A 20,578-nucleotide genomic window follows, 5' to 3' on the forward strand; every position below is an offset into this window, starting at 1 on the left:
CAGACAGCCGACTCCCACGGGGTCGGCTGTCTGCTCGACAGAACGGCGTGAACAGCCTCTTCACGCACTAGAGTTGTCGGCGATGAACAGCACATCGATGACGCGTGGACGGGTGATCGTCGACGGTGGGGCACCGCACACACTGGGCGGGTCCCGCCGCGTCACCCTGGGCCGGGAACCCGACAACGACATCGTGATCAACCATCCGATGGTGTCGCGTCGACATCTCGCCATCGAGTGGCGCGGGGCGGCCTGGTGTCTGGTGGACATCGGCAGCACGAACGGCTTCTTCGTCAACGGTCAGCGGATGGCCGAGTTCATGGTGGCGGGCTCGATGCAGGTGCGCCTCGGAGACGTGAACACCGGTCCGGTGGTCGATCTCGTGGTCGACGTGCCCGTACCCGGTGGGCGGGCCCCCTCGAGTGGGCCCAATCCGGGCATGCCGCCCCGGCCGGTTCCGCCGGGCTCGCGCCCGATGCCCTCGGGTCAGCCGCCGTCGGGTCCGCGCTCGGCGGGCTTCCCTGGGACCGGAGTGCCGGCCTCCGGCCAGATGCCGGCGCGCGCACCCGGCGGTTACGATCGCGCCGGAAGCGGGCGGCAGTTCGGCGGCCTGGATCCGATGCCGCAGGAAGTGCTGAACGCGCCGCACCTGCAGGCGCTGCAGCAGAACGTGTCCGCGGTGTACCGGTTGCCCGGTGCGCCGACTCCGCCGGAGCGCGAGTCGATCTCACTGCGCGGCGTCCAGCGCATCGGACGCACCCCCGACAACGACATCGTGGTCAGCGACGTGCTCGCGTCTCGGCACCACGCCCAGGTGTCGAGCCGCGGGTCCGCCCTCGTGATCGAGGATCTCGGCAGCGTCAACGGGACCTTCGTCAACGGCCGGCGGGTGTCGAGCGCGCCCCTGACCGACGGTGACGTCGTCACGATCGGCAACAGCGACTTCGTGGTGTCCGGCGGCACCCTGATGCGCGGGCAGGAAAGTGCCGCGGTCGCCGACGGCCTGCACGTCCACGGGGTGAGCCTCGTCGTCGACGGCGGCAAGCGCCTGCTGGCCGATGTCGACTTCAGCGCCAGTCCCGGCACGTTGACCGCGGTGATCGGTCCCTCGGGCGCGGGCAAGTCGACGGTGTCGAAGATCGCGGCCGGACTCAATTCCCCGACAAGTGGTCTGGTCACCTTCGAGAGCCGCAACGTCCATGCCGAGTACGACGCGCTGCGCACCCGCATCGGGATGGTGCCGCAGAAAGACGTGCTGCACCACAAGCTCACGCTCCGGCAGGCGTTGCGTTACGCCGCCGAGCTGCGTCTGCCGCCCGACCTCTCGAAGGCCGACCGGGACCGGGTCATCGACGGGGTGCTCAGCGAACTCCAGCTGACCGAACACGTCGACACCCGGGTGGAGAAGTTGTCCGGCGGCCAGCAGAAGCGGGCGTCGGTGGCGATGGAGTTGCTGACCGGCCCGTCGCTGCTGATCCTCGACGAGCCGACCTCCGGTCTCGATCCCGCGCTCGATCGTCAGGTGATGGCAACACTCCGGCGGCTCGCCGACGCCGGACGCGTCGTTCTCGTGGTCACCCACTCACTGACCTACCTGTCCATGTGCGACCAGGTGCTGCTGCTCGCACCCGGCGGCAAGACCTCGTTCTGCGGCCCACCCGCGCAGGTGCAGGGCGAGATGGGAACTTCCGACTGGGCCGAGATCTTCGCCTTCGTCGCCGACCAGCCGGACACGGCGCACATGCGGTATCTGGACCGGCATCGCCGTGCACCGAATCCGCCACCGCCGCAGCGTCCGCCGGGGCCGCCGATCCCGGTGCCGCACACGAGTTTCACCCGCCAGTCGTCGACCATCGCCCGACGGCAGGTGCGGCTGATCTTCGCCGACGTCGGGTACCTGGTCTTCCTCGTGTTGCTGCCCGTGGTGCTGGGGTTGCTGACTCTGGTGATCCCGGGTTCGAGCGGATTCGCGCGCCTCGAGGTGATCCCCAACGCGCCGCCACCGAAGGACGGTGCGGAGGCGATCCAGATCCTGGTCGTACTGGTCGTCGGTGCCGCGTTCATGGGAGCCGCGCTGACCGTGCGCGATCTGGTCGGTGAGCGCGACATCTTCGAACGTGAGCGTGCCGTCGGATTGCGCCCGGGCGCATACCTGTTCGCGAAGATCGCCGTGTTCTTCGTCGCCGCCGTGCTGCAGACGATCATCATGGTCGGCATCACCTTCGCCGGCCGTGGGCTGCCCGACTTCGGCGGCCCGATCCTGCCGCCGCCGCTCGCGCTGCTCGTCGCGGTGTCCGTGCTGGCCTGTGTGAGCACCCTCGTCGGACTCGCCATCTCCTCTGCGGTCAAGTCCAACGAGCAGGTCATGCCGCCACTGGTCATCGTCGTCATGGTCCAGCTGGTGTTCTGCGGCGGTCTGTTCAAGCTCGACGGCATCGGACTCGAGCAGCTGTCGTGGATCTTCCCGTCGTTCTGGGGTTATGTGGCCGCAGCCGGCAGCGTCGACCTGTACACCATCAACGTCGCCGCCCCGCAGCGGATCACGCTGTGGGAGACCTCGGTCGCGCACACCGCGCTGGCCTACGGCGTGCTCGCGGTGATCAGCGCCCTCCTGCTCGCCTTCACCTATTCGCGTCTGCGACTCAAGAAGCGCTGACGAGACCCATCGCCGGGCTCCAACCAGTGGGGGCGGCTGACTCACGCGTCTCGCAGGATCGCGCTGAGCACTTCTCGTTCGTCGTCGAACCGATCGGGGAGCGGCGCATGGCTGTGGGATGCCGGTTCCACCCGGATGTCTTCTAGTCGACGCTGCCGACCGCGGTGCCGGATCGAGGCACCCTGGGCGGCGAGCACATTCGTCACCCAGTCCGACCCGGCGCCGTAGTTAAGGACCACCCAGAACCCCTCACCCGACACGTTGGCCATGACCGGTGTCCGGTAGTGACGTCCGCTGCGACGGCCCACGTGCTCGACGACCGCCATCCCCGCCACGCGCCCGGCCCAGAGCAGCACGATCGGGTTGGTCACGTGCTTGTTGAGCACCGCGACCAGCCGCATGCGTCGCTCACCGAGCTTCGAGGCGATCTGCGACGCCGTCCTCGCGACCGTCGACGACACGGACATCCGGCCCTCCCGTCACTGGCAACGTTCGACCAGTGTGGCGCGGCGAGGGCGGCGACGGCATCCGGGAAGACCCTGAAATCGTGAGCTCACCCGGTCGTCGTCGGGAACCGCACGAAGCCGAGTTCGGACTCGGACGACAGCTGCGGATGACGCGGCAGAACCCGGACGGTGTAACCGAGATGGCCGGACGCCGACGGCGGCACGAGTGCGGTGAACACCACCCGGTCCGACGCGTCGCGGTCGGCTTCGGGCGTCATGGCGGTGAACGTCGGATCGAGGATGTCGCCGTCATCGCCGACCCTGCCGAGCACGACCTGTACCGTCACCGACTCGGGAGCCAGGTCGCCGAGTGCGACATGAGCCGTGACGTGCAGACCATCCGCGCGCCTCTCGTCCTCGACACCGGCGACGAGGACCGAGGACCACCCCGTCTCCAATGCCCGGCGGTAGGCCGCGAGGTCGCGTGCCCCCGCGTAGGAGTCGGCGCACGCGGACTCGTAGGACCGGGCGGCCGGGCAGTAGAGCTCGGTGGTGTAGTCGCGGACCATTCGTGACGCCAACACCCGCGGCCCGAGTCGAGTGAGTGTGTGCCGCATCATCTCCACCCACCGGCGGGGTACACCGTCGCCGTCGCGGCGGTAGAACAGCGGGATCACCGTCTCCTCCAAGAGCGTGTACAACGCCTGCGCCTCGAGATCGTCGCGGCGGTGCTCGTCGGCGATGCCCTCCGCCGACGGGATGGCCCAGCCGTTCTCGCCGTCGGCCATCTCGTCCCACCAGCCGTCGAGGATCGACAGGTTGAGTCCGCCGTTGAGCGCCGACTTCATCCCCGACGTCCCGCAGGCCTCCATCGGCCGTACCGGATTGTTCAGCCACACATCACAACCCGCGTAGATCGCGCGCGCCATCGAGATGTCGTAGTCGGGGAGGAACACGATCCGGTCGCGCAGTTCCGGGTCCTCGGTGAACCGCACGACCTGCTGGATCAGCGACTTGCCGCCGTCGTCGGCGGGATGCGCCTTTCCCGCGATGACGAGCTGTACCGGACGATCGGGGTCGGTGAGGATGGCGCGCATGCGCTCGGGATCGCGGAGCATCAGGGTGAGGCGTTTGTAGGTCGCCGCGCGCCGCGCGAAGCCGATCGTGAGCACACGCGGGTCGAACAGGTCGGCGGTCCAGCCCAGTTCGGCGTGGGTGAAGCCCCGTTCGAGGCCGCTCGCGAGCGCACGGCGGCGCACCTCGCCGACGAGCCTCGAGCGCAACTCCTCGTGTGTACGCCAGATGGTGTCGTCGGACAGGCCGGCGTACACGGCGGGCGCGGAATCCTCGTCCCCGCCGGCGAAGTCGCGCCACTCCGGGGCCACCCAGGTCGGTCCGTGCACACCGTTGGTGACCGCCCCGATGGGGACGTCGGCGGCGTCGAATCCCGGCCAGAGGTCGGCGAACATCTCGCGACTCACCTCGCCGTGCAGCTGCGAGACCCCGTTGCTGCGCTGTCCGAGCCGAAAGCCCATGTGTGCCATGTTGAACACGCCGGGGTCCGCCTCGTCGCCGAGTTCGGCGACCGTCGCCGCGCTCAGTCCCGGCAGCAGGCGGGACCGGCCGTCCGCGTCGGCGTCGAGGTATCGGGCGACGAGGTCGGCGGGGAACCGGTCGATACCGGCCGGGACCGGGGTGTGGGTCGTGAACACGTTCGACGCCCGGACCACCGCCTCCGCGGTGTCGAAGTCGAGCCCGCCCGCCACGAGTTCCCGGATGCGTTCGACACCGAGGAAGCCCGCGTGTCCCTCGTTCATGTGGAACACCGTCGGCTCGGCTCGGCCGGTGAGCCGCACGTACTCGCGGAGTGCGCGGACACCGCCGATGCCCAGCAGGATCTCCTGCGCGATGCGGTGTTCCTGGTCGCCGCCGTAGAGCCGGTCGGTCACCGCGCGCAGGACGGCGCCGTCGGGCTGGTCGTCGTTGTGGGCGATGTCGGAGTCGAGGAGCAGCAACGGGATTCGCCCCACGGTCGCGACCCACACCTGTGCCGACAACGTGGCGCCACCGGGCATCGCCACCTCGATGATCACCGGGTCGGCGTCGCTGCCCGCGTCCCCGAGAAGCCTGAGCGGGAGTTCGTCGGGATCGTTGACCGGATACCGCTCGATCTGCCAGCCGTCGTGATCGAGGCCCTGGCGGAAGTACCCGGAGCGGTACAGCAATCCGACGCCGATCAGTGGCAGCCCGAGGTCGGAGGCCGCCTTGAGGTGATCGCCGGCGAGGATGCCGAGGCCGCCCGAGTAGATCGGCAGGACCTCGGAGACGCCGAACTCCATGGAGAAGTACGCGATTCCCGGCGGCACCACCCGGTCGGTGCCCGCATCGTCGCGCGCCGGTGATTCCGCCGCGTACCGCTGAAACCACTGCGGGGCGTCAAGATACTGCCGGAGGTCGGCAGACGCGTCGGCCACCCGCGCGACGAAGTCCTCGTCGGAAGCCAGTTCGGTCAGTCGCGTCGGGTCGGCGTCGGCGAGGACCCGCAGCGGGTCGCCGGTCGAGGACCACAGCGCCGGGTCGATCGTCGCGAACAGTTCCTGGGTGGGGAGATGCCACGCCCAGCGCAGGTTGGAGGCCAGCGGCGCGAGGTCGGCGATCCGGTCGGGCAGCGGGACTCGAACGGTGAACCGGCGGAATGCTTTCACGGCGTCGACCGTACTGCGCACCTGCGGTGGTTGCGACCGGTGGCAAGTGAACATCTACCCTCGAAGGATGCAGCGAATCATCGGGACCGAGGTCGAGTACGGAATCTCCGCGCCCGGCGACCCGACCGCGAACCCGATCATGACGTCCACCCAGGCCGTTCTCGCCTACGCGGCGGCGGCAGGAGTGCCGCGCGCGAAGCGCACACGCTGGGATTACGAGGTGGAGTCGCCGCTGCGCGATGCCCGTGGCTTCGACCTCGGCCGCGGCTCCGGGCCGGCCCCGATCATCGACGCCGACGAGATCGGCGCGGCCAACATGATCCTCACCAACGGCGCTCGGCTCTACGTCGACCACGCCCATCCCGAGTACTCCGCGCCTGAGGTCACGGACCCGATGGATGCGGTCATCTGGGACAAGGCAGGCGAGCGCGTGATGGAGGCCGCGGCCCGTCACGTCGCGAGCGTCCCCGGCGCCCCGAAGCTGCAGTTGTACAAGAACAACATCGACGGCAAGGGCGCGTCCTACGGCACCCACGAGAACTACCTCATGGCGCGGGAGACACCGTTCACCGCAGTCATCGCGGGGCTGACCACCTTCTTCGCGTCGCGCCAGGTGATCACCGGCTCGGGACGCGTGGGCATCGGCCAGTCCGGCGACGAGGCCGGCTACCAGCTGTCGCAGCGGTCGGACTACATCGAGGTCGAGGTCGGCCTCGAGACCACCCTCAAGCGCGGCATCATCAACACCCGGGACGAACCGCACGCCGACCCCGAGCGTTACCGGCGGCTGCACGTCATCATCGGCGACGCCAACCTCGCCGAGACCTCGACCTACCTCAAGGTCGGGACGACCGCGCTCGTCCTCGATCTCATCGAGGCCGGCGTCGACTTCTCCGACATCGAACTCGCGCGTCCGGTGCAGGCCGTGCACACGATCAGTCACGACCCGTCGCTCACGGCCACCGTCGCCCTGACCAACGGTCGCGAACTGACCGGACTGGCCCTGCAGCGGGAGTACCTGGAGCGCTGCCAGAAGTTCCACGAGCAGGAGCACTCCGACGACGAGCGCGCCGCCCACGTCCTGCAGACCTGGGCGGACGTACTGGACCGCCTGGAGCGCGATCCGATGGAGTGCGCCGACATCCTCGACTGGCCCGCGAAGCTGCGCATCCTCGAGGGCTTCCGCCAGCGCGAGAACCTGTCGTGGTCGGCGCCCCGTCTGCAGCTCATCGACCTGCAGTACTCCGACGTCCGGCTCGACAAGGGGCTGTACAACCGGCTCGTCGCGCGCGGGTCGATGAAGCGACTGGTCGACGAGAACGACGTACTCGCCGCGATCAGCGAACCGCCCCGCGACACGCGGGCCTATTTCCGTGGCGAGTGCCTGCGCCGGTTCGGCGCCGACGTCGCGGCCGCGAGCTGGGATTCGGTCATCTTCGACCTCGGCGGGGACTCGCTGGTCCGCATCCCGACCCTCGAGCCGCTGCGCGGCACCGCCGCACACGTCGGCAAGCTCCTCGACTCGGTGGACTCGGCCGCCGAACTGGTGGATCAACTCACCACCTGACATGCCGCGGCGCCCCGCGCCCATCTCCGCCGCGCCCCGCGCCCATCTCCGCCGCGCCCCGCGCCCATCTCCGGCGTGCTTGTGCTTCGTTCCGCCACACTTGTCGTCCCCACAGGTAGTGTGGGAGCACACGATTCCGCAGGGTCGAGACACGAGGGATCACCGTCGCGGCAGCGACACCGGATGGCTGCCGCGACAGCGACACCCGATCCCGACTCCTCGACCGCGGTAGCCCGCCAAGGGGCGATCGGTTTCAAGGAGGCAGCAGATGGCGCAGGAACAGACCAAGCGTGGTGGCGGCGGCGACGACGAGGGCGTGGGCCCCGATTCCGGCGCCGGGCAAGAGCGTCGCGAGAAGCTGGCCGAGGACACCGACGACCTGCTCGACGAGATCGACGACGTGCTGGAGGAGAACGCCGAGGACTTCGTGCGCGCCTACGTCCAGAAGGGCGGCCAGTGAGCGACAGGTTCGGTTCACTGCCCCCGCTGTCCTCATCCCGTTCCGGTTCCTCGTTCGGCGCCGACATCTCGTCGTTCACCGAGTTCCTTCGGATCCATGCACCCGACCAGCTGCCGCAGGCCCAGGTCGACCGCGTGGGGTCGTTCGCCGGCGGCACCGACGGGGCCGGTGACATCCCGCACGGCACCACGATCGTCGCGGTGTCGTACCCGGGTGGGGTGATCCTCGCGGGCGACCGCCGGGCGACGATGGGCAATCTCATCGCCACGCGGGACGTCAAGAAGGTCTACATCACCGACGAGTACTCGGCGGCCGGTATCGCCGGCACCGCCGGGATCGCGATCGAGATGGTGCGCCTGTTCACCGTCGAACTCGAGCACTACGAGAAGATCGAGGGCGTCCCCCTGACGCTGGACGGCAAGGTCAGCCGTCTGGCGTCGATGGTGCGGGGCAACCTCGGCGCCGCCCTGCAGGGTCTCGCAGCCATCCCGCTGCTCGTCGGCTACGACATCGATCACGACGATCCGACCGAACGCGGACGCATCTTCAGCTTCGACGTCGCGGGCGACCGGCACGAGGAGTTCGGGGGTTACACGGCCATCGGCTCGGGGTCGGTGTTCGCCAAGTCCTCGCTCAAGAAGCTGTACCGACCCGACCTGACCGCCGGCGAGGCGCTCGCGATCGCCGTCGAGTCGCTCTACGACGCCGCCGACGACGACTCGGCCACCGGCGGACCCGATCTGGTCCGCAAGATCTTCCCGATGGCCGCGATCGTCGGAGCCGACGGAGCCCGGGAGGTGGACGCGACCGACATCGAGGCGGCGGCACGCGCCGTCATCGAACGCCGTGGTGCCGAGCACGAGGGGGGTGCCCGATGACATTCCCGTATTACGCCAGCGCCGAGCAGATCATGCGCGATCGCTCCGAGCTCGCCCGCAAGGGCATCGCCCGGGGGCGGAGCGTCGTGATCCTGACCTTCGCCGACGGCGTCCTGTTCGTCGCCGAGAACCCGTCGAACACACTTCGCAAGACCAGCGAGATCTACGACCGGATCGGTTTCGCGGCGGTGGGCAAGTACAACGAGTTCGAGAGCCTGCGCAAGGCCGGCATCCAGATCGCGGACATGCGTGGCTACAGCTACGACCGGGCCGACGTGTCCGGGCTGTCACTGGCCAACACCTACGCCAACGCGCTGGGCAGCGTCTTCACCGAGCAGGCCAAGCCGTTCGAGGTGGAACTCTGCGTCGCCGAGGTCGCCCGCCCGGGCAAACCGAAGCGTTCGCAGCTGTACCGGATCTCCTACGACGGGTCGATCACGGACGAGACCCGCTTCCTCGTGATGGGCGGTGCGACCGAACCGATCGCGGCGGCCCTCAAGGAGAGCTACGAACCCGACATGGAACTCGGCCGCGCCATCGGCGTCGCGGTGACCGCACTGACGGCCCCGGCCGACAGCGGCAACGGGGCCCCGGCCGAACGGCGGGTGCTGGCCGCGGGCGACCTCGAGGTCGCCGTCCTCGACCACAACCGTCCGCGGCGCGCGTTCCGGCGCCTGACGACGTCTGCGGTCGAGGGCCTGCTCCCGACGGTCGCCGGGGCCCAGGCCTCGGATACCCAGGACTCGGATACCCAGGACTCGGATACACAGTCCGGTTCCGACGAAGCCCCTGGTGAGAAGCCGTCTCCCGAACAGTGACGAGAACGCCGCGGGTCGCGGCGACCGGTGCGTGTTGACCGGTCCGCCGCGGTCCGCGCGAGTAGGGTTGGTCAAGTGCAGCGACGAATCATGGGCATCGAGACCGAGTTCGGTGTCACGTGCACCTTCCACGGCCACCGCCGGCTGAGCCCGGACGAGGTCGCGCGCTATCTCTTCCGCCGGGTCGTGTCCTGGGGCCGGTCGTCGAACGTCTTCTTGCAGAACGGCGCCCGCCTCTATCTGGACGTGGGCTCGCACCCCGAATACGCGACGGCGGAGTGCGACAGTCTCATCCAGCTGATCAATCACGACCGGGCCGGCGAGCTCGTTCTCGAGGACCTGCTCGTCGACGCCGAACAGCGCCTCGCCGACGAGGGCATCGGCGGCGACATCTACCTGTTCAAGAACAACACCGACTCGGCAGGCAACTCCTATGGATGCCACGAGAACTACCTCGTCGTCCGGGCGGGGGAGTTCTCCCGCATCTCCGACGTCCTGCTGCCGTTCCTCGTCACGCGCCAGCTGATCTGTGGCGCAGGAAAGGTGCTGCAGACCCCCAAGGCGGCGACCTTCTGCCTGTCGCAGCGCGCCGAGCACATCTGGGAGGGCGTCTCCTCGGCGACCACCCGCTCGCGCCCGATCATCAACACACGCGACGAGCCGCACGCCGACGCCGAGAAGTACCGCAGGCTGCACGTCATCGTCGGTGACTCGAACATGTCCGAGATGACGACCCTCCTCAAGGTCGGCTCGGCGGCACTCGTCCTGGAGATGATCGAGGCAGGCGTCGCATTCCGGGACTTCGCGCTCGACAACCCGATCCGCGCGATCCGGGAGGTCAGCCACGACCCGACCGGCCGACGCCCGGTTCGCCTCGCCGGTGGTCGGCAGGCCAGTGCTCTCGACATCCAGCGCGAGTATCACGCCCGCGCCGTCGAACACCTCACCAACCGACGTCCCGACCCCGAGATGGACATGGTCGTGGACCTGTGGGGTCGCATGCTCGATGCCGTGGAGAGCGACGACTTCGCCAAGGTCGACACCGAGGTCGACTGGGTCATCAAGCGCAAGCTCTTCCAGCGCTACCAGGACCGGTACTCGATGGAACTGTCGGATCCGAAGATCGCGCAACTCGATCTGGCCTTCCACGACATCAAACGCGGACGCGGCGTCTTCGACGTCCTGATGCGCAAGGGCCTGGTCGCCCGGGCGACCACGGACGAGGCCATCAAGACCGCGGTCAACGAGCCGCCCCAGACGACCCGCGCCAAGCTCCGTGGCGATTTCATCTCGGCCGCGCAGAAGGCCGGCCGCGACTTCACCGTCGACTGGGTGCACCTCAAACTCAACGACCAGGCTCAGCGGACGGTGTTGTGCAAGGACCCGTTCCGCAGCGTCGACGAGCGCGTCGACCGCCTCATCGCCTCGATGTGAGCACCGGTATACCGGCCGACGCCGCGTGCCTCCGTACGCGGCGAACGGCCACGTTCTAACCTGACTCGGTGGCAACCCCCAAAGTCGAGCGTCTGCTCAACCTCGTCATCTGCCTGCTGTGGACGCGGCAGTACGTCACCGCCGACTACATCCGCCGCAACGTCGCGGGCTACTCGGATGACGGGCAGTCCGACGAGGCGTTCAACCGGATGTTCGAGCGGGACAAGAACGAGTTGCGCGACCTCGGGATCCCGCTCGTCACCGGCCGGTCGCCGATGGCCGCCGGCGCCGAGGGATACCGCATCGACCGCGATTCCTACGAGCTGCCCGAGATCTCCCTGGAGTCCGACGAGGCGGCGGCCATCGCCATGGCCGCCGCGCTGTGGGACACGCCGGAGGTCTCGACGCTGTCCCAGACGGCGATCCTCAAGTTGCGGGCCGCGGGGCTGGATGTCCGTTCCGAGGACGATCTGGGGATCACCACGGGCGGGTCGTCGCGATCACTCGGGTCCGAAGAAGTCATCGCGGGTCTGCTCGCCGCGGTCCAGGACGGGCGTGCTGTCGAGTTCCGGCATCGGTCGTCGGCGGCCGCCGCGCCGACCACGCGGCGCGTCGAACCGTGGGGAGTGGTGTCCCATCGGGGTCGGTGGTACCTCGTCGGGCACGACCGGGATCGCGACGCCACCCGGACGTTCCGGCTGTCGCGCATCGCGGCGGTTTCCGCGGTCGGCGCCGCTGACGCGGTGGTGGTCCCGGCCGGCACCGATCTCCAGCAGATCGTCTCCGCCGCCGTCGATTCCGCGTCCGGGTCCGACGGCCGGACCGCGCGGATCTGGGTGGCGGCCGACCGGGCGTTCGGCGTGCGTCGCGCTGCGACGGCAACCGAGCCCGCCGACTTCGACGGCGAACCCGGCGACATCGTCACCCTCGAGATCCACTCGCTGACCGCGGTTGCCCGCATGGTCCTGGGTGTGGGCCGGGACGCGGTCGTCCTGGATCCGCCGGAGCTGCGCGAACTCGTCGTCGCGAGCCTCGACCGCCTGAGCGGGGTGAGCGCCTGATGGCCGCCGCAGCACCGTCGCGCCTCAACCGGCTGCTGGCGATGGTCCCGTACTTCCAGGCCCGCCGCGGCATCTCGATCGTGCAGGCCGCGGCCGAACTCGGGGTCACCCAGGCACAGCTCACCAAAGATCTCGAGCTGCTCTTCGTCTGCGGGCTGCCCGGCTACTACCCCGATGACCTCATCGAGCTCGAGTTCAGCGAGGGCTTCGTGACGGTCGGCTTCACCGCCGGCATGGACCGGCCGTTGCGGCTGACGACCGTCGAGGCCAGCACGCTCCTCGTCGCATTACGGGCGCTGGTCGAGACGCCGGGTGTCGTCGACGTGGCCGCGGCGCGCCGGGCGATCGCGAAGATCGAGCAGGCGGTGGGTGCGACGGTGCCCGGGGTCGCGGGGGCGTCCGACGCGGCACCCGATCCGTCGGGGGAGAACCCGACGTATTCGACGATCCGCGAGGCCACCAAACAGGCGCGGGCACTGCGACTGCGCTACTACTCGGCCGGGCGCGACAGTGTCACCGACCGGGTGGTCGACCCGATCCGTCTCCAGGTCATGGACCAGCACACCTATCTGGAGGCCTGGTGCCGGATGGCCGAGGGGGTGCGACTGTTCCGGTTCGACCGGGTCGACACCGCGTCGGCCCTGGACGAGCCGAGCCGCCCGCCGGCCGAGGCCGCGGCGTCGAATCAGTCTGTGCTGGTGGCCGAGAACCCCGACCTCCCGGCCGTCGAGATCGAGATCGACGCCGACCATCTGTGGGTTCTCGACTACTACCCGCTCGACCCCGTCGAGAACGTCGAGGACCGACCCGACGCCGACCTGCCCGTCCGCGCCCGACTGGTCTACGGGTCGCCGGAGTGGCTCACCCGCTTCCTGCTCGGATTCGCCGGTGCCGTGCGGGTCGTCGACGAACCGACGGTCGCCGCGGCGGTCGCCGACTCCGCGGCAGCCGCACGCGCGCGCTATCGCTGAGGGTCACCGCCGCTGGGCTGGGGGGATCATCCCGCCTGGCCCCCTCCCGGCGGGCCGCATGTCGGGTAGCATTGGGCACTGTCTGATCCGATCTGAAGGGTGATCTCATGGGCTTCACGTCATGGTGGCACTGGGCGATCGTCGCCATTGTGCTGCTGATCCTGTTCGGCTCGAAGAAGCTGCCGGACGCCGCCCGAGGTCTGGGACAGTCGCTGCGCATCTTCAAGAGCGAGGTCAAGGAGATGCAGAAGGACGACGACAAGGACTCGCAGGCCACCGCCGACGCGACGCCGGCCGATCCGTCGCGGCGTGAGCTGCCCGCGGGTGACTCCACCCAGCCCACCACGCAGCGCGACGCCGACGTCAAGAAATCGGCTTAGGGGCGCGTCGGAGCATCGCCAGTGCGCTCTCTTCCGATTCCCCGACGACTCGACCCCCGGCAACGTAAGCGAAAGCTCAATCCCGACGGCACCATGTCGTTGGTCGAGCACCTGTACGAGTTGCGCACTCGTATGGTCATCTCGCTGCTCGCCATCATCGTCACCACGATCTTCGGGTTCGTCTGGTACAGCCACGGCTTCCTGGGTGTCTCGTCGCTCGGCGACGTGCTGCGCGGACCGTACTGCGATCTGCCCGCGTCGTCGCGCGCGACGTTGACCCCGGACGATTCGTGCCGACTTCTCGCGACCGGTCCGTTCGACCAGTTCATGCTTCGTCTGAAGGTCGCGCTGACCGCGGGTGTCGTGCTCGCCTGCCCGGTCTGGATCTATCAGGTCTGGCAGTTCATCACTCCGGGTCTCCACTCCCACGAACGTCGCTACGGCATCATGTTCGTCGCGATGGCGACGACCCTCTTCGTCAGCGGCGCCGTGCTGGCCTACCTGGTGGTCGCCAAGGCCTTCGACTTCCTGTTGACCGTGGGCAACGAGGTCCAGGTCACGGCTTTGGCCGGTGACCAGTACTTCGGCTTCATGCTCAACGTGCTCGTGATCTTCGGCGTGAGTTTCGAACTCCCGCTGCTGATCATCGCGCTGAACGTGGTGGGCGTGCTGACGTACGCCCGGCTGAAGAGCTGGCGGCGTGGCCTCATCTTCGCGGTCTTCGTCTTCGCAGCCATCGCGACACCGGGACAGGACCCCTTCACGATGCTGGCCTTGGCGCTCGCGCTCACCGTGCTGCTCGAGTTCGCGATCCAGTTCGCACGCATCGTGGACAAGCGCAAGGCCAAGAAGGCGTCGGCCTGGGCCGATCTCTCCGATGACGAGGCCAGCCCGCTGCCGCCGACGAAGCCCATCGCTCCGGCGTCGCCGATCCCGGCTCCCGCGAGTCGTGTCGGCGCCGGTACGAGCCGTGCGTCGGCCCGCGAACGCGCAACCTTCGACGACGTCCTGTGACACAACTCGACTCGTTCACGTCGAGACTCGCTTTCCGGCTCGACGCCTTCCAGCTCCGCGCGTGTGAGGCACTCGAAGGCGGGCACGGCGTGCTGGTGTGCGCGCCGACCGGCGCGGGCAAGACCATCGTCGGCGAGTTCGCCGTGCATCTCGCGCTGGCCGGGGGCACGAAGTGCTTCTACACCACGCCGATCAAGGCCCTCAGCAACCAGAAGTACAACGACCTGGTGGCCGTTCACGGGTCCGAGTCGGTCGGGCTGCTGACCGGCGACAGCTCCATCAACCCGGATGCGCCGGTTGTCGTGATGACGACCGAGGTCGTGCGCAACATGATCTATGCCGAATCGCGGGCGCTGGACGGGCTGTCGCACGTCGTCATGGACGAGGTGCACTTCCTGGCCGATCGGTTCCGCGGGGCCGTGTGGGAAGAGGTGATCCTGCACCTCGAACCGTCGGTGCGGGTGGTGAGTCTGTCGGCGACGGTGAGCAATGCCGAGGAGTTCGGCGACTGGATCCAGACGGTCCGCGGGGACACCTCGGTGATCGTCGACGAGCACCGGCCGGTCCCGCTGTCGCAGCACATGCTCGTCGGCCAGCGGTTGTTCGACCTGTTCGACCCGGCCGACACCGGACCGGCGCGCAAGGCCGGAACGCGCCCGCGGGTCAATCCGGAGCTGAAACGTCAGATCCGGCACCGAATCCTGATGGCCGACGACGAGCGGGAGTCGGCGCGCGGCCGCGGCCGAGGGCGCGGCAGCGGACCCCGCAGGCGGGGACGGGGACCGGCATTGTCCCGCCCGAACCTCGTCACGCGACTCGACCGGGAGGCCCTGCTCCCGGCCATCGGCTTCATCTTCTCGCGTGCCGGATGCGACGCCGCCCTGGCGCAGTGTCTGCGGTCGGGTCTCTCGCTCCTCACACCGGCGGAGATCGGTGAGGTCGACGCGATCGTCGACCGCCACCTCACCGAGTTGTCGCCGACCGACCTCGATGTGCTGGGGGTGCACGAATGGCGGGAGGGCCTGCGCCGCGGCCTCGCCTCCCACCACGCGGGCATGCTCCCGACATTCCGGCACACCGTCGAAGAACTGTTCGTGCGCGGACTGGTGCGCATGGTGTTCGCCACCGAGACCCTCGCGCTCGGCATCAACATGCCCGCCCGCTCGGTGGTTCTCGAGCGACTCGTCAAGTACAACGGCGAAGCCCACGTCGATCTGACCCCCGGCGAGTTCACGCAGCTGACCGGACGTGCCGGTCGTCGCGGGATCGACGTCGAGGGCCACGCGGTCGTCGTGTGGACACCCGAGGTGGTCCCGGAGGAGGTGGCCGGCCTCGCCGGTGCCCGGACCTTCCCGCTGCGCAGCTCGTTCTCGCCGGAGTACAACATGGCGGTCAACCTGCTCGGGCGGTTGGGCCTCGACGGCGCCCGCGAGCTGCTGCACCGATCGTTCGCGCAGTTCCAGGCCGACCGTTCGGTCGTCGGGCAGGCGCGGAAACTGGACGAGGCGCAGCGGGCGCTCCGTAAACTCGACGGTGAGCTCGCTCGCGCGGCGCAGGCGCGCGGTCTGGAACCTGCTGAGGCTCAGTCGGATTCGGAGGACGAGCCCTACGCCGGGTTCCTCGGTTACGTCACCCTGCGCGAAGACATCCGGCGTCGCGAGCGAGATCTCAAGTACCGCAAGCGGGTCGACACGCACGACGCCATCACCGCCGACCTGGCGGCACTCAAACGCGGGCATGTCATCGGCGTTCCGGTCGGCCGGCACCGTGGTCTGGCGGTCATCATCGAACCGGCCACGCAGGCACAGGATCCCAAGCCGCTCGTGCTGACCGAGGACGCCTGGTGCGGACGCGTCGGCACCCGCGACTTCGTCAACCCGCCCGAGGTGCTGGGCAACATGCGGCTGCCGAAGAACGCGGACCGACGCACCGGCCGGGGGCGGCGCGATCTGGCGTCGGCGCTGCGCTCGACCGGCATCGAGATGCCGCGCGGACGCCAGAAGAAGCGCGCCGACGCCGCCGACGACACCGAGCTCGCGCACCTTCGGCGCACCTTGCGCGCCCATCCGGCGCATCAGCTGCCGAACGGCGACGACCTGTTCCGGCTCGCCGAACGCCGTAACCGGCTGGTGCGCGACATCGTCAACGCCGAGCGCAGTATCGGGGAGCGGACGTCGACGCTCGGCGTCACGTTCGATCACATCGTCGGCGTCCTCAGCGAACTGGGATACCTCGAACGCGTCGCCGAATCGACCGAGTCCACCGGCCACACGATGGCCGTGACGGACTCGGGCAAGCTTCTCGGCCGCATCTACAGCGAGAGCGACCTGGTGGTGACCGAGTGCATCCGGGCCGGCGTCTGGGACGACCTCTCCGCGGCCGACCTCGCCGCGGTGGTCGCGGCGCTCGTCTACGAGAGCCGGCGTGACAGTTACAGCGGAGTCGACGCACTGCCGGGCAGCAGCTCGATGCGTGCCGCGATGGCGGCGACGGTGGAGATCTGGTCGCGGGTCACGGCGATCGAGCAGCGTCATCGGGTGAGTCCGACACGCGAACCCGACACCGGATTCTCGGTCGCCGTGGCGACCTGGGCCTCGGGACGCTCGCTCGGGGAGGCTCTGCTCCTGGCGGGTGAACGCGGGCAGCTGCTCTCGCCGGGCGACTTCGTGCGGTGGAACCGGCAGGTCGTGGATCTTCTCGAACAGATCCGGCTCGGGGTGGGGTCGGACACCCGCCTCGGCGGGACAGCGCGGGCAGCGGTCAAGGCGATCCGCCGCGGCGTGGTCGCCGCCGAACTCGGCTGAGCCGCCGCGCACCCGGCTGAGTCGAGGAGGCCGGTCCGCGGGTGTCGGTTCACCGGACGACGCGTCCGCGGGGCACGTGCGATGTTTGCTGATAGTCCCAGGCAGCTGAGGTAACGTTCATCCCGCATTCGGTGTCGGCGTGCTCTGCCCCGACATCGCCGCGACGTCACAGTTCGCCGGCACCCGTCAGCGGGTGGACGGCCGAGTGGGAGGGATTCATGACCGACCCGTACAACCCCAATCCGTCTCACCCGAATCCGCAAGCGAACCCGGGCCCTTCCGGCGATCAGTCCGGTACGGACGGCAAGACCGAGATCGTGAACCTTCCCGGCGGCGGGCAGTCCGGCGCGCCGCAGGCGGATCCGACCACCATGGCCCCCAACCCGGCCGCGCAGAACCCGGGTCATGGTCAGCCGCAACCGGATCCGTACCAGCAGAACCCGTACCAGCAGCCTTACGGAGCACCGGGTCAACCACCGTATTCGGGCCCGGCCCAGTCGCAGCCGACGCAGGTGGGCAATCCCGGTCAGTACGGTCAACCGGGCGCGCAGCAGCAGTACGGCCAGCCGGCTGCCCAGTACGGGGCACCGGGCCAGTACGGGGCGCCCGGGCAGGGTCAGTACGGCCAGCAGCCCTACGGCCAGAATCCGCAGGGCGTCGCGGGACCGAACGCCCAGAACCCCTACGGCCAGAACCAGTACGGCCAGAACCAATACGGCCAGAATCACTACGGGGGTGGCGACCAGTTCAGCGGGATGGCGACCGGGAAGTCGAACAAGACCGCCCGGACACTGATGTTCGTCGGCGGCGGTGCGCTGATCCTCATCGCCGCGATCGTGCTGATCACCGCGTTCCTGTTCCCCGGCTGGGCACCGAAGAACCTCGACCAGCAGGCCGCCCAAGACGGTGTGCAGAAGATCCTGACCGAGGACTACCAGGCCAGCGAGGTCTCCGGCGTGCAGTGCCCGTCCGGCCAGCGGGTCGAGACCGGTGCGTCTTTCACCTGCTCGGTCACCGTGGGCGGACAGCAACAGCAGGTCACCGTCACGTTCATCGACGACGACGGACGCTACGAGGTCTCACGTCCCAGCTGATCGAGCCCCAGCCTGCTGTCACACCAAGGCCTCAGCCGGCTGGCACGTAGAGGCATCAGCCGGCTGGCACGTGGAGGCCTCAGCCGGCCTGCGGCCAGCCGAGGGCCTTCGCCAACCGCCCGACCGACGCCCCGATGCCGAGTTCCTCGACGAGCTCGGCGAGGGCCGCGGGATCGGCGGGTTCGGCCGGCAGCACGTCGGAGCCGCTGTCGATGGTGTCGGCGTCGGTACGCACCGAGACGACGATGCGTGCCGCCTGCAGGTAGTCGACCGACGCGAGCAGTGACTTCCGGCTCCGGGTGGGCACCGACGACGACGGATCGGCGGCAGCCGCCTCCAGGGCGTCGAGGCTGCCGTACTCGGTGATCAGTTTCGCCGCGGTCTTCTCACCGATACCGGCCACACCCGGCAACCCGTCCGAGGGGTCACCGCGCAACATCGACATCTCCGCGTAGCCGATCCCGGCGCGGTCGACCGGCACGCCGTACTTCTCGGCAACTTCCACCGGACCCATCATCTCGGCTTTCGCCAACCCTCGGCCGACGTAGAGGACGCGCACCGGTACCGGATCGTCGGCGACCACCTGCAGCAGGTCCCGATCCCCACTGACGACGATCACCGGATCGTTCGCCTCGTCGTAGGCAAGGGTGCCGATCACATCGTCGGCTTCACATCCGACGGCGCCCGAGGTCGCGATGCCCGCCGCTGCGAGAACGGCCATGATCATGTCGACCTGCGGGGTGAGCGTGTCGGGCACCTCTTCGACGTCGACCTCCCTGCCCTCGACATCGGTGCCGCCGTCGGGGACCGCGACGCGATGGGCCTTGTAGGTGGGGATCAGGTCGGTGCGGAACTCCGGGCGCCAGTCGAGGTCCAGACACACCACCAGGCGCGACGGCCGTTCGCGCACCACGAGATTGGCGATGGTGTCGACGAAGCCCCGGACCGCGTTGACCGGGCGTCCGTCCGGACTCGTCATCTTCTCCGGGAGGGCGAAGAACGATCGGAACCACAGGCTCGCGCCGTCGAGCAGCATCAACGAATCCGTCACCCCCACACTCTGTCATGAGTCGGCGGTAGTGTTCGTCGCATGGCATCTGGGAACGGAGCAGCACGGGTCGCGACGTCGGGAGTGGGGGCCGAACCGCTCTTCGGCGCGGAGGTGTACCGGGACCGGGTCCGCCGTGCCGCCGACCTCACCCGCGCCGCAGATCTCGACGCGCTCGTCGTCGCACCCGGACCGGACCTGCGCTATCTGGTGGGATCGCGGGCGGAGACCTTCGAACGGCTCACGGCGCTCGTGATCCCCGCGGCCGGTGACCCGCGACTGGTGATCGCGCGGCTCGAGGTCCCGTCGCTGTCGGCTTCGGCGGTGGGCGATCTCGACATCGAGGTGGCCGACTGGGTCGACGGTGACGACGCCCACGCGCTGGCGCTGGCGGGGTTGCCGTCGCAACCGCGCATCGCCGTCTCCGATTCCATGCCCGCCCTGCATGTGATCCCGCTCGCCCGGCACACCGGCGCCACACCGCAATTGGCGACCGACGTCCTACGCGAACTCCGGATGATCAAGGACGCCGCGGAGATCGACGCTCTCCGCCGCGCCGGCGCCGCGATCGACCGCGTGCACGCGCGAATGGGCGACTGGCTGGTCCCCGGACGCACCGAGCGGGAGGTCGCCGCCGACATCGCCGCCGCGATCCTCGAGGAGGGGCACACCGAGGCGGCGTTCATCATCGTCGGGTCCGGCCCCAACGGCGCCGATCCCCACCATGAGTTCTCCGACCGGGTCATCGAGCGGTCCGACATCGTCGTGGTCGACATCGGTGGTCCGGTCGAGCCGGGCTACAACTCCGATTCCACGCGCACGTACTGCTTCGACGATCCGCCCGCCGACATCGCCGATGCTTACGCCGCGCTGCTCGAGGCGCAGCGCGCGGCCGTGGCCGCTGTCCGGCCCGGGGTGACCGCGTCGTCGATCGATGCCGCGGCGCGCGATCTGCTCGCCGAGCGCGGCCTGGCCGAGCAGTTCATCCACCGCACCGGGCACGGTATCGGGCTGTCGGTGCACGAGGAGCCCTACATCGTCGGCGGCAACGACATCCCGCTGCGGGCCGGCATGGCGTTCAGCGTGGAGCCGGGCGTCTACGTCTCCGGCCGATGGGGTGCCCGGATCGAGGACATCGTCGTCGTCACGGAGGACGGCTGCGAGTCCCTCAACAACCGCCCACACGAACTCGTCCGGCTGTAGGTATATCCGACCGATGAACCTCGCTTCGACTGTTGGACT

General features: G+C 69.1%; 16 protein-coding genes. 13 read left to right on the forward strand and 3 right to left on the reverse strand.

Translation table 11 applies throughout. The features are described from left to right. Nucleotides 1–97: 97 nt before the first annotated feature. A complete protein-coding gene (locus tag BCM27_RS12625) occupies nt 98–2,656 on the forward strand; it encodes an FHA domain-containing protein (protein WP_004019069.1) in 2,559 nt (852 codons plus the stop codon). A gap of 41 nt (nt 2,657–2,697) precedes the next feature. On the opposite strand, the gene BCM27_RS12630 is transcribed toward BCM27_RS12625, so the two are convergent. Continuing rightward, nucleotides 2,698–3,123, reverse strand: coding sequence for a nitroreductase family deazaflavin-dependent oxidoreductase (locus BCM27_RS12630; RefSeq protein WP_004019067.1), 426 nt, complete (start codon nt 3,121–3,123; stop codon nt 2,698–2,700). Between the two features lie 86 nt (nt 3,124–3,209). Beyond that, a complete protein-coding gene (glgP, locus tag BCM27_RS12635) occupies nt 3,210–5,807 on the reverse strand; it encodes an alpha-glucan family phosphorylase (RefSeq protein ID WP_033203392.1) in 2,598 nt (865 codons plus the stop codon). 67 nt (nt 5,808–5,874) lie between these two features. Here glgP and dop point away from each other — a divergent pair, with 67 nt between their 5' ends. The 11 genes from dop (at nt 5,875) to BCM27_RS12690 (ending at nt 18,288) form a co-directional block, all read left to right on the forward strand. Then, nucleotides 5,875–7,374 (forward strand): depupylase/deamidase Dop, encoded by a 1,500-nt coding sequence (gene dop / locus BCM27_RS12640; protein WP_004019065.1) that lies wholly within the window; start codon nt 5,875–5,877, stop codon nt 7,372–7,374. 268 nt (nt 7,375–7,642) lie between these two features. Then, nucleotides 7,643–7,834 carry a ubiquitin-like protein Pup gene (locus tag BCM27_RS12645; RefSeq protein WP_004019064.1) on the forward strand — a complete coding sequence of 64 codons (192 nt, stop codon included), beginning with the start codon at nt 7,643–7,645 and terminating at the stop codon, nt 7,832–7,834. Next, on the forward strand, nt 7,831–8,712 hold the full coding sequence (gene prcB, locus BCM27_RS12650) for a proteasome subunit beta (RefSeq protein ID WP_004019055.1): 882 nt from the start codon (nt 7,831–7,833) through the stop codon (nt 8,710–8,712). The genes BCM27_RS12645 and prcB overlap by 4 nt, the downstream gene beginning before the upstream one ends. Further along, complete coding sequence (prcA, locus tag BCM27_RS12655; RefSeq protein ID WP_004019053.1) at nt 8,709–9,530, forward strand: proteasome subunit alpha; 822 nt, start codon at nt 8,709–8,711, stop codon at nt 9,528–9,530. The genes prcB and prcA overlap by 4 nt, the downstream gene beginning before the upstream one ends. Nucleotides 9,531–9,605: 75 nt before the next feature. Further along, nucleotides 9,606–10,964, forward strand: a complete 1,359-nt coding sequence (gene pafA / locus BCM27_RS12660; protein ID WP_004019052.1) for a Pup--protein ligase — start codon at nt 9,606–9,608, stop codon at nt 10,962–10,964. Nucleotides 10,965–11,032: 68 nt separating this feature from the next. After that, nucleotides 11,033–12,025, forward strand: a complete 993-nt coding sequence (locus BCM27_RS12665; protein ID WP_004019051.1) for a helix-turn-helix transcriptional regulator — start codon at nt 11,033–11,035, stop codon at nt 12,023–12,025. Beyond that, nucleotides 12,025–12,996: a helix-turn-helix transcriptional regulator gene (locus BCM27_RS12670; protein WP_004019050.1), complete on the forward strand. Its 972-nt coding sequence runs from the start codon at nt 12,025–12,027 to the stop codon at nt 12,994–12,996. The genes BCM27_RS12665 and BCM27_RS12670 overlap by 1 nt, the downstream gene beginning before the upstream one ends. A gap of 107 nt (nt 12,997–13,103) precedes the next feature. Beyond that, complete coding sequence (tatA, locus tag BCM27_RS12675; RefSeq protein WP_004019049.1) at nt 13,104–13,376, forward strand: Sec-independent protein translocase subunit TatA; 273 nt, start codon at nt 13,104–13,106, stop codon at nt 13,374–13,376. A 93-nt stretch (nt 13,377–13,469) separates the two neighbouring features. Beyond that, nucleotides 13,470–14,390: a twin-arginine translocase subunit TatC gene (tatC, locus tag BCM27_RS12680; protein WP_085944146.1), complete on the forward strand. Its 921-nt coding sequence runs from the start codon at nt 13,470–13,472 to the stop codon at nt 14,388–14,390. Further along, complete coding sequence (locus BCM27_RS12685) at nt 14,387–17,194, forward strand: DEAD/DEAH box helicase (protein ID WP_004019047.1); 2,808 nt, start codon at nt 14,387–14,389, stop codon at nt 17,192–17,194. The genes tatC and BCM27_RS12685 overlap by 4 nt, the downstream gene beginning before the upstream one ends. 218 nt (nt 17,195–17,412) lie before the next feature. Then, a complete protein-coding gene (locus tag BCM27_RS12690; protein ID WP_004019046.1) occupies nt 17,413–18,288 on the forward strand; it encodes a DUF4333 domain-containing protein in 876 nt (291 codons plus the stop codon). A 79-nt stretch (nt 18,289–18,367) separates the two neighbouring features. On the opposite strand, the gene BCM27_RS12695 is transcribed toward BCM27_RS12690, so the two are convergent. Beyond that, nucleotides 18,368–19,324 (reverse strand): 5'-3' exonuclease, encoded by a 957-nt coding sequence (locus tag BCM27_RS12695; protein ID WP_004019045.1) that lies wholly within the window; start codon nt 19,322–19,324, stop codon nt 18,368–18,370. A gap of 54 nt (nt 19,325–19,378) precedes the next feature. On the opposite strand from BCM27_RS12695, the gene BCM27_RS12700 reads away from it, so the two are divergent. After that, nucleotides 19,379–20,539 (forward strand): M24 family metallopeptidase, encoded by a 1,161-nt coding sequence (locus BCM27_RS12700; RefSeq protein ID WP_081486964.1) that lies wholly within the window; start codon nt 19,379–19,381, stop codon nt 20,537–20,539. The last annotated feature ends 39 nt before the right edge of the window (nt 20,540–20,578 follow it).

It is taken from the genome of Gordonia terrae, from assembly GCF_001698225.1.
GTDB lineage: Bacteria > Actinomycetota > Actinomycetes > Mycobacteriales > Mycobacteriaceae > Gordonia > Gordonia terrae.

Bases quoted from the DNA above. Each gene is read 5' to 3' on its own strand.
- tatA (WP_004019049.1), top strand. From the start codon at position 13,104: ATGGGCTTCACGTCATGGTGGCACTGGGCGATCGTCGCCATTGTGCTG.
- BCM27_RS12700 (WP_081486964.1), top strand. From the start codon at position 19,379: ATGGCATCTGGGAACGGAGCAGCACGGGTCGCGACGTCGGGAGTGGGG.
- tatC (WP_085944146.1), top strand. From the start codon at position 13,470: ATGTCGTTGGTCGAGCACCTGTACGAGTTGCGCACTCGTATGGTCATC.
- BCM27_RS12690 (WP_004019046.1), top strand. From the start codon at position 17,413: ATGACCGACCCGTACAACCCCAATCCGTCTCACCCGAATCCGCAAGCG.
- BCM27_RS12645 (WP_004019064.1), top strand. From the start codon at position 7,643: ATGGCGCAGGAACAGACCAAGCGTGGTGGCGGCGGCGACGACGAGGGC.
- dop (WP_004019065.1), top strand. From the start codon at position 5,875: ATGCAGCGAATCATCGGGACCGAGGTCGAGTACGGAATCTCCGCGCCC.
- BCM27_RS12630 (WP_004019067.1), bottom strand. From the start codon at position 3,123: ATGTCCGTGTCGTCGACGGTCGCGAGGACGGCGTCGCAGATCGCCTCG.
- prcA (WP_004019053.1), top strand. From the start codon at position 8,709: ATGACATTCCCGTATTACGCCAGCGCCGAGCAGATCATGCGCGATCGC.
- BCM27_RS12670 (WP_004019050.1), top strand. From the start codon at position 12,025: ATGGCCGCCGCAGCACCGTCGCGCCTCAACCGGCTGCTGGCGATGGTC.
- BCM27_RS12625 (WP_004019069.1), top strand. From the start codon at position 98: ATGACGCGTGGACGGGTGATCGTCGACGGTGGGGCACCGCACACACTG.
- BCM27_RS12695 (WP_004019045.1), bottom strand. From the start codon at position 19,324: ATGCTGCTCGACGGCGCGAGCCTGTGGTTCCGATCGTTCTTCGCCCTC.